General features: G+C 72.8%; 9 protein-coding genes. 3 read left to right on the top strand and 6 right to left on the bottom strand.

The genetic code is table 11. The features are described from left to right. The first annotated feature begins 348 nt into the window (after positions 1-348). Entirely contained in the window at positions 349-489 is a 141-nt protein-coding gene (locus tag ACFQPP_RS03895) for a hypothetical protein (RefSeq protein ID WP_376915208.1), read from the top strand. Positions 490-873: 384 nt separating this feature from the next. Here the strand turns inward: ACFQPP_RS03895 and ACFQPP_RS03890 are convergent, their stop codons facing one another. From ACFQPP_RS03890 to ACFQPP_RS03875, 4 genes are all read right to left on the bottom strand, one after another. Beyond that, positions 874-1,365: a heme-degrading domain-containing protein gene (locus ACFQPP_RS03890; RefSeq protein WP_376915207.1), complete on the bottom strand. Its 492-nt coding sequence runs from the start codon at positions 1,363-1,365 to the stop codon at positions 874-876. 116 nt (positions 1,366-1,481) lie between these two features. Then, positions 1,482-3,743 carry an ATP-dependent Clp protease ATP-binding subunit gene (locus ACFQPP_RS03885; RefSeq protein WP_376915206.1) on the bottom strand — a complete coding sequence of 754 codons (2,262 nt, stop codon included), beginning with the start codon at positions 3,741-3,743 and terminating at the stop codon, positions 1,482-1,484. A gap of 768 nt (positions 3,744-4,511) precedes the next feature. Continuing rightward, entirely contained in the window at positions 4,512-5,081 is a 570-nt protein-coding gene (locus ACFQPP_RS03880) for a hypothetical protein (RefSeq protein ID WP_376915205.1), read from the bottom strand. After that, entirely contained in the window at positions 5,078-5,464 is a 387-nt protein-coding gene (locus tag ACFQPP_RS03875; protein WP_376915204.1) for a hypothetical protein, read from the bottom strand. The genes ACFQPP_RS03880 and ACFQPP_RS03875 overlap by 4 nt, the downstream gene beginning before the upstream one ends. A 257-nt stretch (positions 5,465-5,721) precedes the next feature. On the opposite strand from ACFQPP_RS03875, the gene ACFQPP_RS03870 reads away from it, so the two are divergent. Then, entirely contained in the window at positions 5,722-6,483 is a 762-nt protein-coding gene (locus ACFQPP_RS03870; RefSeq protein WP_376915203.1) for an alpha/beta fold hydrolase, read from the top strand. Between the two features lie 43 nt (positions 6,484-6,526). On the opposite strand, the gene ACFQPP_RS03865 is transcribed toward ACFQPP_RS03870, so the two are convergent. Continuing rightward, positions 6,527-7,570: a LacI family DNA-binding transcriptional regulator gene (locus tag ACFQPP_RS03865; RefSeq protein WP_376915202.1), complete on the bottom strand. Its 1,044-nt coding sequence runs from the start codon at positions 7,568-7,570 to the stop codon at positions 6,527-6,529. Between the two features lie 129 nt (positions 7,571-7,699). After that, the gene (locus tag ACFQPP_RS03860) at positions 7,700-14,350 is read right to left on the bottom strand and encodes a GH92 family glycosyl hydrolase (protein ID WP_376915201.1); all 6,651 of its coding nucleotides are present in this window, start codon (positions 14,348-14,350) and stop codon (positions 7,700-7,702) included. A gap of 156 nt (positions 14,351-14,506) precedes the next feature. Between ACFQPP_RS03860 and ACFQPP_RS03855 the strand changes: the two genes are divergently transcribed. After that, the gene (locus ACFQPP_RS03855; protein WP_376915200.1) at positions 14,507-15,439 is read left to right on the top strand and encodes a YfaP family protein; all 933 of its coding nucleotides are present in this window, start codon (positions 14,507-14,509) and stop codon (positions 15,437-15,439) included. Positions 15,440-15,475: the final 36 nt, after the last annotated feature.

Here is a 15,475-nt window from a genome sequence, read left to right as displayed (position 1 = left end):
GGCGTCGTCGCGTCGGAGGGGCGAAGGCGACGGTCGTCGCTTCCGTTCGCCGCAGTCCGATCGCCCTGCTGCTCGCCGGTGATCCGGTGCGAGGCTGGAGCGCGTCCACGACGCAGGCGAGCGGGAACCGCTCGCAGGTTCCCCCAGTCTAGCGTCAGCGGCGTGCCAGCGCATCCGCCGCGGGTGATCGCGGTCTCCCGGAGGCCGTCGCCCGGCACCGCTGCCCGTGCGAGAGAGTCGCGATCGGGCGGGTCACGGCAGCCACGTCGCCGCTCCCCCGGGCGGCGGATGCACGACTCGGCCGTGCGGGCGATGCCGCGGCGCCGCGCGCTGCGTAGCGTCGAGGGCATGGAGAACCTGCCGCTGTTCCTGCTGCTGCTCACCCCGGGCCTCGTGACGACCGTGATGGTCGCGATCATGGCGCCGCGGCTGAACGCGCAGCACCGCGCACGCCAGGCGGCACGGGCCGCGGCGGCCGCCCGCGGCTGAGTCCACGGTCGGCTGAGCCCACCCGCCCCTCGAGGCGGGACGTGCCGCGGAGCGGCGCGGCGTCGGCCGCGTGCACGGGATGCCGCGCAGGTGCGTGGGGGCGCAGGGGCGCAGGTGCGCAGGTGCGCAGGTGCGCAGGGGCGCAGGGGCGCAGGGGCGCAGGGGCGCAGGGGCGCAGGTGCGCAGGTGCGCACCGTGCCACTCGGAGGACGCAGGTCGCCGACACCGCCGCGCAGATGCGCAGATGCGCAGATGCGCAGATGCGCAGATGCCGACCGTGCCGCTCAGAGGACGCAGGTCGCCGCCGCCGCCGCGTCACGCGACGATCACGCCATGCGTCGCGACGCGCGCGAGGCTCAGCGACGCATCCGACCGCTTCGGCGCTCAGCGCGACGCGAGATGCTCGCGCACCATCTCGGCGACGAACGCGTGGTCCTGCAGCTGCGGCAGCCCCGAGACGCCGACCGCGCCCACGACGCCGACGCCGGCGACCGTGATCGGCAGCACGCCGCCGTGCGCCGCGTGCGTCGTGGGGTCGAGGAGCGACTCCGAGAAGTCCTGACCGCGAGCGCGGAACCGCTCGCCGACCCCGAGCGACGAGCGGTGGAAGTGCAGCACCACGTTCGTCTTCCGCTCGAGCCAGCGATCGTTCTCGGGCGTCGTGCCCGGCAGCGCCGCGTGGAAGGCGCGCTGCCCGTTGAGCATGATGCCGACGACGAGCGGCAGGCCGCGCTCGACGGCGGCGTCGCGCAGCCGCATCCCGAGGCGCCACGCGTCGTCGAGGTCGAAGCGGTCGAACACGAGCTCGCGCTCATCGCGCTCGACGAGGGCGCGCAGCTCGTCGCTGCCGTGCGGGGGCATCTCCACGTGGGTCATGCGCCCATCCTGCCGCGCCGCATCCGCATCGCTCGCGCCGAGCCGCCCGCGGGGAGTGGGCACTCGATGCTGCGATTCGGGCCGAATCGCAGCATCGAGTGCCCACTCGCGCGCATCTAGTGCCCAGTCGCCTCGTCGGGGTGTGCGTCGGAGCCGTCGGAGGCGGCACCGCGCACGTCGCCGGGCGACGCATCCGGGTCGAACGACCACTCGCGCGCCGGCGGCGTCGCACCCTCGGGGCCGAGCCACAGGCCGTCGCCGCCGGCGGCGACGTCGACCTGCACGGTGTCGCCGTCGCGCACCTCGCCCGACAGCAGCGCTCGCGCCAGCCGGTCGTCGATCTCGCGCTGCATGAGCCGTCGCAGCGGCCGCGCACCGTAGAGCGGGTCGTAGCCGCGCTCGCCCAGCCAGCGCCGTGCGGCATCCGACACGTGCACCGTGAGCCTGCGCTCCTGCAGCCGCCGGTCGAGGCCCGCGACCTGGATGCCGACGATGCGGCCCAGCTCGGAGGTCGACAGCGCGTCGAACACGACGATGTCGTCGAGCCGGTTCACGAACTCGGGCTTGAACGCCTGCCGCACCGCCGCCATCACCTGGTCGTGCGCCTGCCGGGCGTCGATCGTGGGGTCGGTGAGGTACTGCGAGCCGAGGTTCGACGTGAGCACGAGGATGACGTTGCGGAAGTCGACCGTGCGGCCCTGCCCGTCGGTGAGGCGCCCGTCGTCGAGCACCTGCAGCAGCAGGTCGAACACCTCGGCGTGCGCCTTCTCGACCTCGTCGAGCAGCACGACCGAGTACGGGCGGCGCCGCACCGCCTCCGTCAGCTGTCCGCCCTGCTCGTAGCCGACGTAGCCGGGAGGAGCGCCGACGAGCCGTGCGACCGAGTGCTTCTCGCCGTACTCCGACATGTCGATGCGCACGAGCGCGCGCTCGTCGTCGAACAGCAGCTCGGCGAGCGCCTTCGCGAGCTCGGTCTTGCCGACGCCCGTCGGTCCGAGGAAGAGGAAGGAGCCCGTGGGCTTGTCGGGGTCGGAGACGCCGGCGCGAGACCGCCGCACGGCATCCGACACGGCCCCCACCGCCTCGCGCTGCCCGACGACGCGGGTGCCCAGCTCGTCCTCGAGGCGCAGCAGCCGCTCGGTCTCGCCCTGCATGAGGCGGCCGACGGGGATGCCCGTCCACGCGGCGACGACGCCCGCGATGTCGTCGGCGGTCACCTGGTCGTTGACCATGCGCCCCTCGCCCGTCTCCCCCGCCTCGGCCTCCTTCAGCTCGGCCTCGACCTTCGGGATGTCGCCGTAGAGCACGCGCGATGCGCGCTCGAGGTCGCCTTCGCGCTGGGCGCGCTCGGCCTGGATGCGCAGCTCGTCGAGCCGCTCGCGCAGACCGCCGATGCGGTTGAGGGAGGTGCGCTCGGCCTGCCAGCGGCGGTCGAGGTCGCCGAGCTGCGCCTGCTTCTGCTGCAGCGTCTGCTCGAGCGCGGCGAGGCGCACCCTGGATGCGTCGTCACGCTCGCGTCGCAGCGCGAGCCGCTCGAGCTGCAGACGGTCGACCGCGCGGCGCAGCTCGTCGATCTCGACGGGCGCCGAGTCGATCTCCATGCGCAGGCGCGACGCCGCCTCGTCGATGAGGTCGATGGCCTTGTCGGGCAGCTGGCGCGCCGTGATGTAGCGATTCGAGAGCGCGGCGGCGGCGACGAGCGCCGAGTCGGCGATCGTGACCTTGTGGTGCGCCTCGTAGCGCTCCTTGAGCCCGCGCAGGATCGCGACGGTGTCCTCGACCGACGGCTCGCCGACGTACACCTGCTGGAACCGCCGCTCCATGGCGGCGTCCTTCTCGATGAACTCGCGGTACTCGTCGAGCGTCGTCGCACCGATGAGCCGCAGCTCGCCGCGCGCGAGCATGGGCTTCAGCATGTTGGATGCGCCCTGGCTGCCCTCGGCGGCGCCGGCGCCCATGATCATGTGCAGCTCGTCGATGAACGTGATGATGCGCCCGTCGGCCTTCTGGATCTCGGCGAGCACGTTCTTCATGCGCTCCTCGAAGTCGCCGCGGAACTTGCTGCCCGCGACCATCGCGTTGACGTCGAGCGTCACGATGCGCTTGCCCTTGAGGCTCTCGGGCACGTCGCCCGCGACGATGCGCTGCGCGAGCCCCTCGACCACCGCGGTCTTGCCGACGCCGGGCTCGCCGATGAGCACGGGGTTGTTCTTCGTGCGCCGCGAGAGCACCTGGCTGATGCGCCGGATCTCGGCGTCGCGCCCGATGACGGGGTCGAGCCGCCCCGCCCGCGCGATCGCGGTCAGGTCGGTGCCGAACTGCTCCAACGCGCTGCGTCGATCATCCTGCCCAGGCTGCATCCCGCCCATGCGTGCCATGCGTCTCCCCTCGATCCGAGCCCTGGCCCGATCGGGGCCCGAGCGAAACTTGAGTGATCTGGGCTCAAGTCTACTCTCCTCTCGCCGAAGAAGGCGAGTGCGCGCCTGACCGCTCGCCCCTAGCCCGGGAGGTCGCGCACGTCGCAGCGTCCCATCCACAGCGTGCGGACGAGCGCCGTCGGTCGGCCGAGTGCGCGGTTCCCCGATGTCGAGCGAATCGAGAACCAGCTACAGCGCTCGAGGCAGCGTGGCCCCTGGTTGACGATTGCGAGGGTGGAGCGGTTCGAGCTCGCGTCTGCGCTGCACCGTCGATCGAGGGTGGAGCAGCTCATCTCCCGATCGAAGGTGCAAGACGTGGCGATCAGCGTGGCATCGCGCTGGCAGCGCTCGGTTCTGAGCATCGGCGTCGCCGTAGCGAGCGTGACGACGGGAGCCGGATTCTCGGTCACCGATCCTGGGCCCGATGAGAGCGTCGCTGCCGCGGAATCGGACGCTGGCGCGGCGATCTGGTCGCCGAGCGATACGTCATCGAGTGGCTGGACGCGTCGGTGCCGGGAGACGACCGGCTCTTCGTCGCATCGCTCCTCGAGACCGCCCACCGCTCGCAGTGACGACGTGGTGAAGTCCTCGCCGTTCGGTGAACCGCACCGCTGGTCGCGCCCGACGCAGGCGCCGCTCGCGTCGCAGTCGTCGAGGAGTTCCCCGCATCGCTGCCAGCGTGCTCGGAGTTGCCGTGCCAGCGCCCGGCCTCGGCAGCAGGGAGCGAAGTCATGGACTGAGGAGTCCGTGTCGCTTCGCCTCGACGAGGTACTGCGCGAACTGCTCATCGTCGACGTCGCCGACACGGGCGTCGCCGAGGAAGCACGGCGGCCCGATATGGGCGATGAGAACGGGCACGAGTAGGGCGCCCATGTTGTAGACACGGAAGCCCGTCGCGATCCCGTCGCGGGCTTCGAGCAGGATCGAGGCACGCTCACCACGACTCTGCTCGAGGTGCAGGAGCCGAAAGCCCACCTCCGCCGGGTCGACGAAGAGATCCCGGCGGCCCTGCTCCAGCCACTCGCTGTCATGGTCTGGATCGGGGCGCAGCGCCTCTCGATCCTGCTCGTCGAAGACGCGTTCCAGCGCCCTTGGATCGGTGATGGTCAACAGCATCGCCGCATCGGCCTCCCGCACCTCATCATCTGCGACGAGGTCATGCGCGGGAATCGTCGACAGTGGGATCTCGTACGCCGCGTAGCGCTCGATGAGAAGGTCAGCGACCTGCCGCAGGCACATCGGTGCCGGCGGCTGTGCGCGCCACGACGCGGCGAGCGCTTCGAGCTCGGTGCGCTTCATCGTCGGGGATTCCCGAAGAAGCAGTGCGCCGCGGAGCGCGTGCTGCGGTGGTAGTGCTCGAACTTGCCAGGACCGTGTCGGTCGATCTCGGGTCCGACGGGATGGCGTCCGCCGCTCGCGAGTTGACAGACCTGCCTGGCTCCGGCCTTCGACCGAGACCAGGTGTTCAGTCCAGCGCCATGGTCGCTCGCGGGTCCGTCGCCCGGCTGCTCGATGTCGAAGCAGTCGAACGCCTCGAGGTCGGTCGCCATGCGGCCATCGATGATCGCGACCGTCGCCGATGACGCGGCGGCGTCGATGGCGCACCCGGTGACCGAGGCACCGACAGAGACCACGACGGCGGAGGCCACGACGACGGAGACTGCGGCGCGCTTGGAGAGCATGGAGCGAGCGTGCCCGGCGCATGCGGAAGAAGCATCCCATCTCCTCGCAGGTGATCGTGGCTCGAGGCAGGGGGCAGCGATCGACGGGTCGAGGGGTGATGGCTGTGCCGGCGCTGACCCGGCACACCGTGCTTCGACGACCCAGCGACGGTCGACCCGTGTCCGCGGCGACGCGTGCCCCATCTCGCTGCTTCGAGCCACCTGGCACAGTCGCCGTGCGAATCACGTGCCCCGCCCCGACGAGGCAGGATGGACGCGTGAGCGACCTCCACGTGACCCGGCTCGGCGAGGCCGGCTCGCCCGTCGTCCTCTGCCACGGCCTCTTCGGCCAGGGCAGGAACTGGACGCAGATCGGCAAGGCGCTCGGCGCGAGCCACCGCGTGACGCTCGTCGACATGCCGAACCACGGCCGGTCGGCGTGGACCGAGCGCATCGACCTCGCCGAGATGGCCGACACGATCGCCGGCCTGCTCACCGAGCCGACGGCGCTCGTCGGCCACTCGATGGGTGGCAAGGTCGCGATGCTCGTGGCGCTGCGGCATCCCGAGCTCGTCTCGCGGTTGTGCGTCGTCGACGTCGCACCCGTCGCCTACCGCGAGTCGGACGAGTTCGGGCGCTTCATCGACGCGATGCTCGGCATCGACCTCGCAGCGCTCGGCTCGCGCGCCGACGCCGACGCGGCGCTCGCGGAGGCCGTGCCCGACCCCGGCGTGCGCGCGTTCCTGCTGCAGAGCCTCCGACGCGAGGGCGACGTGTGGCAGTGGATGTCGAACCTCGAGGTGCTGCGCCGCGACCTGGGCGCCATCCGCGGCTGGTCGGATGTCGACGCCGTGTACGACGGACCCGTGCTGTGGATCGCCGGGGGCGCGTCGCGCTACGTGCGCGACGAGCACCGCGCCGCGATGGAGGCGCTCTTCCCGCGCGTGCGCCGCGCGACGGTCAAGGGTGCGGGCCACTGGGTGCACTCGCAGGAGCCCGCGGTCGTCACCGACCTGCTCACGAGGTTCCTCGCCGACTGACCGCATCCGGCCCGCGGCCGATGGAGCCGAGCGCGCATCCGCATCACGACGAGGGCGGACGCTCCCCCGAGCCGCGCGACACGAGCGTCGCCGGCAGCCGCCGCGTCGACGTCGGGTGCGCGGCGTCGACGTGCGACAGCAGCGCCGCGACCGCCTCGCGGCCGAGCGCCGACGTGTCGGCGCCGACGGTCGTGACGCCGAGCGCGTCGGCGAGCTCGAAGTGGTCGAAGCCGACGAGCGCGGGCGGATGCGGCAGGTCGCGGAAGGCTGCGATCGCGCCGATGGTGACGCGGTTGTTGGCGGTGAACACCGCGGTGGGCGGCTCGTCGAGGCGCATGAGGTCGCGCACGGCCTCCTCCGCCGCCGCCGCCGAGTGCGAGCCGCGAACGACGAGCGCGGGGTCGAGCGGGATGCCGGCGGCCGTGAGCGCAGCCGCGTAGGCCGTGTACCGCTCGCGCTGCGGCGAGAGGCGCTCGAGGTCACCGACGAACGCGATGCGCCGATGCCCGCGCTCGAGGAAGCCCGAGATCGCGGCCGTCGCGCCCCCGACGTTGTCGATGACGACGGCGTCGAGGTCGATGCCCGCAGGCGCTCGGTCGACGAGCACGAGCGGCACGCCCCGCTCGACGACGCCGCGCAGCTCGGCGTGCGCGTCGAGCGTCGACACCAGCAGGATGCCGTGCGCGCGACGATGCACGAGATCCTCGACGATCGCCCGCTCGATCGCCGCATCCTCGTCGGACGACGCCATCGACAGCTGCAGCCCGTGCTCGCGCAACGCATGCTCGACGCCCGTCGCGAGGCCCATGTAGAACGGGTTGGCGAGGTCGCCGACCACGAGTCCGACGCTGCGCACCGCCGTGCCGCGTCGCAGCTGGCTCGCGGCCGAGTTCAGCGTGAAGTCGAGCGCTGCGGCTGCGGCGCGCACCCGGCCGCGCGTCGAGTCGGCGACGTACGGCTCGCCGCCGAGCGCCCGCGACGCCGTCTTGATGCTGACGCCTGCCGCCTCGGCGACGTCTGCGAGCGTCGGCTGCCGCTGCGCGACGCGCGCGACGGCGCTCGGCGCGACGTCGTCGTGAGCCGTCATGCGGCACCTCCCTCGGTCGTGCTCCGGCGGACGCGTCGCCGGGGCGGCGGCCGTGCCCTCAGCGTCGCACACCGTCGACGCGCGGATCGGCCCGGGCAGCGGATGCGCCCGGGCCGATCCGTCATGCGCCTACGAGCAGGACGTGCTCCAGGCGGTCGCGGCGAGCGACGGCGGCCCACCGACGTTGCGCACCTCGTCGGGCGCGGTCGCCGTGATGAGCGCCGACACGGGCGCGGGTGCGCACGTGCCGAGCGTCAGCAGCAGCGGGTCGCCCGTGACGCCCACGACGGCGCTGGCCGACAGCGCATCCGGGAAGCCCGCGCCCGTCGCGATGACGACCCCCTGGCCCTCGGTCGGCTCGACGAAGCGCTCGACGAGCAGCGCGTTCGTCTCGAACCGGTCGGCGCCTGCCACGCGCTCGGCGCTGCCCGTCTCCATGCGCGATGCGACGACCACCGAGTACGACAGGCTCGGGCTGCCACCGACGATCCACGCCTGCTCGGCGCCGAGGTCGTGCAGCGCCTCGGCCGTGACGTCCAGCAGGGCGGCACGGGTCGAGAGCAGCACGGGCACGTCGCCGATGGCGGCGGCGACGCCGCTCGCCGACAGCGCATCCGGGAAGACCTCGCCGCTCGCGACGAAGGCGGACTCGGCGGAGCCGAACACCTCGGTCGCGATGAGCGCGGCGGTCTCGTAGCGGTCGGCGCCCGCGATGCGGCGCACGTCGGCGTTCGGGTACCGCTGCTCGAGCATCGTCTCGATGTTCGCGCCGACGGTCGTCGGGCCTCCCACGATGGTGATGCTCGGCGGCTGCAGCCGGTCGATCTCCGCCATCGTGATGCCGAGCACGCGGTCCGGGGGCGTGAGCAGCAGGCTCGCGTCCTCGTGCGCGGCAGCCGGTCCGGCTGCGAGCGCGTCGGGGAAGCCCTCGCCCGCCGTGATCCACACCGGCGACCCGACCTCGAAGAGGTCCTGCGAGGCGAGCACGTTCGTCTCGTACCTGCTGCCACCCGCGTAGGTGACGACGTCGGCGCCCACGTCCGCGACGACCGTGACGGTCACCGGGGCGGATGCGCTGCCGTCGACCCCGTCGCCGCCGCTGAAGGTCGCGACGTACGTGCGGTCGCCGAGCGAGTCGGCGGGCAGCTCGATCGACGCGGTGCCAGCGACGATCGGCGCGGTGCCGACCACCTCGGCGCCCTGCGAGAACGTCACCGACCCCTGCGTCGCCGCCGCGTCGCCGACCGAGACCGTGGCGACGAGCTCGATGCTCTCGCCGATCTCGACGCTCGTCGACAGCGCGCGCAGCACGGTGGTCGACGGCACGGCGGGCGTCTCGACCGTGATGGTCGCGGTCGCCGTCGCCGACGACTGCAGGCCGGTGGCGGTGACGACGTAGTCGCCGTCCGCCACGTCGCCCACGGGCACGTCGACGCGGAACGCGCCGCCGACCGCCGTGACCTCGATGGCGTCGCCGCCGCCCGAGAACGTCACCTCGACGGTCTCGTCGGGCAGGAAGCCCGCACCGTCGACGGGCACGACCGACCCGGGCGCCACGGCGCCGGCGGGGGCCGTGAGCGTCGGCGTCGGCACCTCGGCGGCACGGACGACGACCGGGATGGTCGTGGTCGCGCTCGCCGTGCCGTCGTCGACCGTCACGGTGACGGTGTGCTCGCCCTCGGCGAGGTACGTGTGCGAGCCGCGGACGACCTGCTCCACGATCTCCGCCTGCAGGCTCGCCTCGACCGCCGAGGGCGCGTCGAGCTGCGCCCCTGCCAGGTCGATGCGCGCGATGTCCGACGGCGTGCCGTCGCCCCAGCTCACGACCGCCGTGACCTGCTCGGCCGACGCGTCCACCCCGTCGAACGTCGCGAGGTCGAGGTCGAGCTCGGCGTCGACGGTGGCCTCGATCGCGGGCACGGCCGGCTGCACCTGCAGCGTCGGCGCCGGGATCGTGCCGTCGAGCGCGACGGCGGCGACGTGCACCTGGCCGCCGACGAGCGTGCCGGAGGCCGCGGGGAAGCCGATCGACACGAGCCGCAGCGGCACGCCGTCCGCGCCGGTCGCGAGCGCGACGGGTGCGGTGGCGAACAGCGACGACGGCTTGCCGTCGTTCGAGCCGGGGCCCGTGAGCCTGCCGGGCACCGTCGCCACGGCGACGTTGCCGGCGACGGGCGTCGACGTGCCGCCGACCCAGTCGCCGAACGTGACGGGCAGCTGCTGCGTGGAGCCGTCCGCGTACGTCAGCGTGAGCGTCGTCGACTGCTGGCCCTCGTTCGCGGTGCCGATGATCGACACGTGCGTCGCATCCGCGCCCGCACGCACCGGCAGCACCTGGCCGTCGGGCACGATGACGTCGTCCGCGCCGCCCGGCAGCGCCGGCAGCTCGAAGGTGAAGGTGCCCTGGCCAGCGCCCACGGGCAGCTGCACCGACTGCTGGGTGCCGAACGTGACGCCGGCGGCCTGCAGCTGCGCGAGGTCGAGCGCAGCGCCCTGCCCGTCGCAGTCGCCGCCCGCGGATGCGTCGGCGAAGCAGTCGACGTTCGCGAGCGCCGCGATCGACTGGGCCGTCGTCGACGGGCGCGCGACCGAGATCTGCGTGCGCGTCGTGGCGACGAGGTCGCCCGCCGTCACCGTCACGTGGGCGGTGAAGACGCCCGCGATGTCGAAGGCGTGCGGAGCGACCACCTCGTAGCCGCCGCCGACGGGCAGCGCCCGCAGCTCGGCGTCCACGGGGCCCTGGCCGTCGAGGTAGTCGACGGTCGCCGTGGGCTCGACGCCCTCGGGCGTGCCGAGCACGGTGGCGACGGGTGCGTCGATCTCGGCGCCCACCCAGGCCGAGATGCCCTCGGCGGGCGTCACGGTGAAGGGTCCGGGGTCGACCTCGCCGAGCAGCTCGAGCTCGGCGATCGTCGGGGGCCCGTCGCTCGAGGCCTGCACCTCGAGCCGGTACTGCGCGTAGGCACCGGGCGTCTCGACCACGAACGGACGCGTCTGCGTCGCCCATGCGAACGACTCGCCCTCGCGCTCGTCGACGACGTCCCACGACGTGCCGTCGTTGGAGCCCGACAGGGTCCACGCCGTCGGCGAGGATCCCGTCGCTCCGTTGGTGATCGTGTAGATGCTCGTCGTGGCCGAGCCGCCGCGCAGCTGCACCTGCAGCGTGGGCGCGTCGGTGTCGAACGTCACCTCGGTGGTGGAGTTGTCGTCGACGAGCGCCGCGACCGGCGGGCCCTCGAGGCCCGCGCCGATCGTGCTGACGAATCGGTTCGTCGCGTCGACGAGCGGCTCGTGCACGGGCTCGTCGGTGCTCGAGGAGCCCCAGGCCGACGGCTCCGACTGCATCGTGAACGTCAGCTCGCTCGCGTCGGCGAGCGCCGCCTGGTCGAGCACGGGCGCGTCGAGCGCCTCGCCGTCGAGGCTCACGCCGCCGACGTAGATCGTGGCGTCGTCGTTGCCGGGGGCGGTGATGGTGAGGTCGCCGCCGAAGGCCTCGTCGCGATGCACGACCGCGTGGTCGAACAGCGGCGAGCCGATGACGTACTCGCCCGAGCCGAGCGCGAGCGGGTAGAAGCCGAGCGCCGAGAAGACGTACCAGGACGACGTCTCGCCGTTGTCCTCGTCACCGGCGTAGCCCTGGCCGATCTCGCTGCCGACGTAGAGGCGCGACAGCACCTCGCGCACGACCTCCTGCGTCGTGGTCGGGTCGCCGTTCGCGGCCGAGACGTACGGGGTGTGGTGCGAGACCTGGTTCGAGAACCCGAACTGCCCCATCCGCACGTCACGCGCCTCGAATGCCTCGTGGATCGCGCTCGACGTCGCCGTCTCGGGCGTCGTGTAGAACTCGGCGAGCTTGGCGTCGAGGCCGTCGCTGCCGCCGTAGAGCGCGGCGAGCGCGGGCACGTCGAACGGCGCGTGGAAGGCGAACGTCCATCCCGGCGCCTCGGTGTACGCGTGGTTCTGCCAGTCCGTCGGGTCGTACTCCTCCGGCGACAGCTCCCAGCTGCCGTCGGGCTCGCGCGCCTGGAAGAAGCCGACGTTCGGGTCGAACATGTTCACGAAGTCGCTCGCGCGGGCGTCGAAGTAGACGGCGTGCTCGGCGTAGACGGCCTGGCGCGCGGGGTCGACCTGCGGGTCCTCGGCGAGCATGGCCGCCATGTCGGCCATCGCGGCGTCGTTGATGTTGCCCTCGAGGCCCCACGAGACGCTCTGGCCGGTCGTGGAGGCGGTGTAGCCGAGGAACTGCGACGTCGTGATGCCCTTGCGGCCCACGGCGTTCGGGTTCTCGAGCGTGGTGTCGCTGCCGGAGGAGACCGTCGCGTTCCGCAGCGCGGCCTCGTAGGCCTCCTCGGCGAGACCCGTCGAGATCGCGCCCGACGTGTACGCCTCGGCGAACGAGGCATCCGACGACGTGCCGGTCATGAGGTCGGCGTAGCCGGGCGACGACCAGCGCGCGATCCATCCGCCGTCGCGGTACTGCTGCACGAAGCCGTCGACGAGACGCTCGGTCACCTCGGGGTAGAGCAGCGAGTACAGCGGCCACACGGTGCGGTAGGTGTCCCAGAAGCCGTTGTTGACGTAGATCTGGCCGTCCATGATCTGCGCGTTCGTCTCGGTCGCGGTGGCCGCGCCCTCGCGAGCGCGCACGGGCGACGCGTACTGCCACACGGGCGCGTCGGCGGTGCCCGTGTTCTCGGACTGCGAGTTGGGGTAGAGGTTCAGGCGGTAGAGGCCCGAGTAGAAGGTGACGAGCTCGGCCTGCGTCGCATCCGACGCCGACAGGTCGACGACCTCGAGCCGCTCGATCCACTGGTCGCGCGCCGCGGCGCGGACGTCGTCGTAGGCGACGCCGTCGACCTCGAGGTCGAGGTTGTGCGCTGCCTGGTCGAGCGAGATGAAGGACGTCGCGAAGCGCAGCTCGAGCGGTGCGTCGCCGGTGGTGAAGCGCGCCCATGCGGCGCTCGTGCGCTGGGCGGCCATGCCGGTCGCGACGGGCGCGTCGGTGAACTCGCCGTAGACGAACATGCGCGAGCTGCCTGCGGAGAGCCCGCTGCCGCCCTCGACCCATCCGGTCACGACGCCGTCGGCCGAGATCTGCAGGCCCGACTGGCCCTGCACGCGGTCGACCATGACGGTGCCCACGTCGGCGCCGTCGGGGAAGTCGAAGCGCATGACGCCGCCGTGGTCGCTCGGCGTCATCGATGCCTGCAGGCCGTTGACGAACTCGACGGCGTACTCGTCGGGTCGCGCGGTCTCGTCGTCGTGGCTGAACTCGAGTCGGCGCGAGGCGAGCGTGCCGGAGGGCTGGGCCGTGTCGAGGCTCGGCATGATGGCGAGCTGGGCGCGGTCGCCCATCCAGGGGCTCGGCTCGTGGCTGATGCCGAGCGCCTCGAGCGCGGGCAGGTTGTTCGCGGTGTTGCGCGACTGCCAGTCGTACAGCCAGCTCTGCGACTCGGCGTTCGTCATCGGCACGAGGAAGTTGAAGCCGTTCGGCACGGCGGTGGCGGGGATGTTGTTGCCGCGCGAGAAGCCGCCGGAGGAGTTCGTGCCGCGGCGGGTGTCGACGTAGTCGAGCACCGTCTCGGCGTCGATGGGCGTCGCGGGCGCGATGGAGAGGTCGTCGACCCATCCCGAGAATCGCGTGGCGGCGGTGCCGCCCGGGTTGTCGTACTCGAGCAGCACCTGGGTGACGGTGCCGCCTGCGAGGGAGCCGAGGTCGACGCGGATGCGGTTCCACTGGTTCGCGTAGAGCGAGTGCGCCTCGCCCTGCCCCGCTGCGGATGCGGGGAATCCGTACTGGTCGACGAGCTGCGCGTCGGAGATCCGCACGGTCTCGCCCGCGGCGGTCTCGACGACGAGGTCGATGGCGACGTAGGTCGACGGGTACTGCAGGTCCTGCGGGAAGAGGGTCGGCAGCACGGCGTAGGAGAGCTCGGTGTCGGCGGCGATCGTCACGTCGAGGTCGTCGACGAGCACGTTGGTCGACGAGGCGGGGCCGTCGGCGAGGTGCTGGCCGCGGTACTGCACGGCGGCACGCCCGTCGAAGCCGCGGTTGGAGGCGATGTTGTAGCCGGTCGTGGGGCCGCTGCCGACGGTGGTCCGCATCGGCGAGGCGACGGCGCCGGTGTCGACGCCGCGCAGGTCGAGGTCGGCGAGCTGCAGCAGCGAGGCGCCGCCGTTGGCGGTGATCTGCAGGCGGAAGTGCTGGTGGGTGACGGGCGCTGCGAGCGCGTACGCCACCTGCGTGAAGGGGGCGGCACCGACCAGCTGGTCGGTCTGCGCGTCGACGTCGACCCAGGTCGTGCCGTCGTCGGATCCCTGCAGCGTCCAGGCGCGCGGGTTGCGGTCGGGGGCGTCGTTCGCGGAGGTGAGCGCGTAGGTCGCGACGGTGACGGGCTGCGCGAAGTCCATCTGCACCCATCCGGTGCGGGTGCGCGTCAGCCACTTCGTGCCCGGGTCGCCGTCGAAGAGCCGCACGGCCGTCTCGTTCGGCGGGTTCTCGCCGGATGCGGTGACGGCCGAGATCTGCGACGTGAGGCTCGACGACGGCAGGGTGCCGCCCTGCACGTTGACGGGCGCCTCGTAGGCCTCGGCCGGCGGCACGGGATGCGCGGTGACGTCGGCGGGCTCGAACGACGTCGCGAAGGGCGGGTCGGCGGCGATCGCGGGTGCGGCGTCGAGGCCGACGAGGGGGATGGCGAGCAGGGCCGCGAGGGCGGCTCCGACGGGGGCGAGGACGCGCCGGGATCGGGTGGTCAGCGGCGAGCGACGGTGCAGCATGCGGGACTCCTGGTGCCGTGCCTGACATCGTTGTCAGACGCGAGCAGCGTATGCGTCCCCCATGCATCCCGTCAAGCATCCGCGTGCGTCGCCCCGGCGCGTCGCGGCCGCGGCGCGGGCAGGCTCACGTCCAGCCGACCGGCCTACCCTCGCCTCATGCGCCAGGCCCACCGCATCCGCCCCCTCGCCGTCGCCGCGCTGCTCGCCGCCACGATGGCGCTCGCGGGCTGCATCCCGAGCATCCCCACGCCGCCGTCGCCGACGCAGGCGAGCCAGGCGCCCACGACCGACGCGCCCGCGGATGCCCGGCTCGACGACTACCTCACGGCCGCCACGGCCGACGGCGGCGCCGCCGAGGGCACGAGCGGCGGCGACGCGGTGACGCCCGGCCCGGGAGGCTCCGTCACCGTGACGGATGCGGCGGTGGCCGTGAACGGCGGCAGCGTCGAGATCCAGGTGAGCGCCGATGCGCCGTTCGAGACCGTGCTCGTCGGCGTCGGCCCCACCGGCGCCTCGTCGACGACGCCCACGGCCTGGCCGGGCTCGTACGAGATCGCGCTCGACGCGCCCACGACGAGCACGTCGATCGTCGTCACGCTGTCGCAGGCGCCTCCCTCGACCGAGTTCTCGGTCGTCGTCGCCGTGGCGAGCGCCGACGGCCCCGCGTCGGCGACGGACGCGACGAACGTGACCGTCGTCGAGGTCGGCACGGGCGACGTGCAGGTGAGCGTGTCGTGGAACCAGGACGTCGACGCCGACCTCTACGTCGTCGACCCCGAGGGCGACACCATCTACTACGGCTCGACGACCTCGTCGTCGGGCGGCGAGCTCGACCTCGACTCGAACCCCTCGTGCCAGATCGACGGCATCCGCAACGAGAACGTCACGTGGCCGACGGACGAGGCCCCCTCGGGCACGTACGAGGTGCGGCTCAACCTGTACGCCGACTGCGGCATCGACCAGACGAGCTGGGTCGTCACGGTGCAGGCCGTCGGGCGCACCTACCGCTGGGAGGGCGTGCTCGAGGCGCCCGGGCTCGGCGGCGGCGCCGAGGCCGGCATCGTCGTCGGCCGGTTCGACGTGCCCTAGGCGCGGGCCGAGCGCGGGTCGCGTCGCGCGCGGCCG

The organism is Agrococcus sp. GCM10030265, assembly GCF_042666675.1.
Lineage (GTDB): Bacteria > Actinomycetota > Actinomycetes > Actinomycetales > Microbacteriaceae > Agrococcus.
This window is presented reverse-complemented; position numbering and strand designations above follow the sequence as displayed.

Coding starts and splice junctions, on each gene's coding strand:
- ACFQPP_RS03895 (WP_376915208.1), top strand. CDS start 349: ATGGAGAACCTGCCGCTGTTCCTGCTGCTGCTCACCCCGGGCCTCGTG.
- ACFQPP_RS03865 (WP_376915202.1), bottom strand. CDS start 7,570: ATGACGGCTCACGACGACGTCGCGCCGAGCGCCGTCGCGCGCGTCGCG.
- ACFQPP_RS03880 (WP_376915205.1), bottom strand. CDS start 5,081: ATGAAGCGCACCGAGCTCGAAGCGCTCGCCGCGTCGTGGCGCGCACAG.
- ACFQPP_RS03890 (WP_376915207.1), bottom strand. CDS start 1,365: ATGACCCACGTGGAGATGCCCCCGCACGGCAGCGACGAGCTGCGCGCC.
- ACFQPP_RS03855 (WP_376915200.1), top strand. CDS start 14,507: ATGCGCCAGGCCCACCGCATCCGCCCCCTCGCCGTCGCCGCGCTGCTC.
- ACFQPP_RS03875 (WP_376915204.1), bottom strand. CDS start 5,464: ATGCTCTCCAAGCGCGCCGCAGTCTCCGTCGTCGTGGCCTCCGCCGTC.
- ACFQPP_RS03860 (WP_376915201.1), bottom strand. CDS start 14,350: ATGCTGCACCGTCGCTCGCCGCTGACCACCCGATCCCGGCGCGTCCTC.
- ACFQPP_RS03885 (WP_376915206.1), bottom strand. CDS start 3,743: ATGGCACGCATGGGCGGGATGCAGCCTGGGCAGGATGATCGACGCAGC.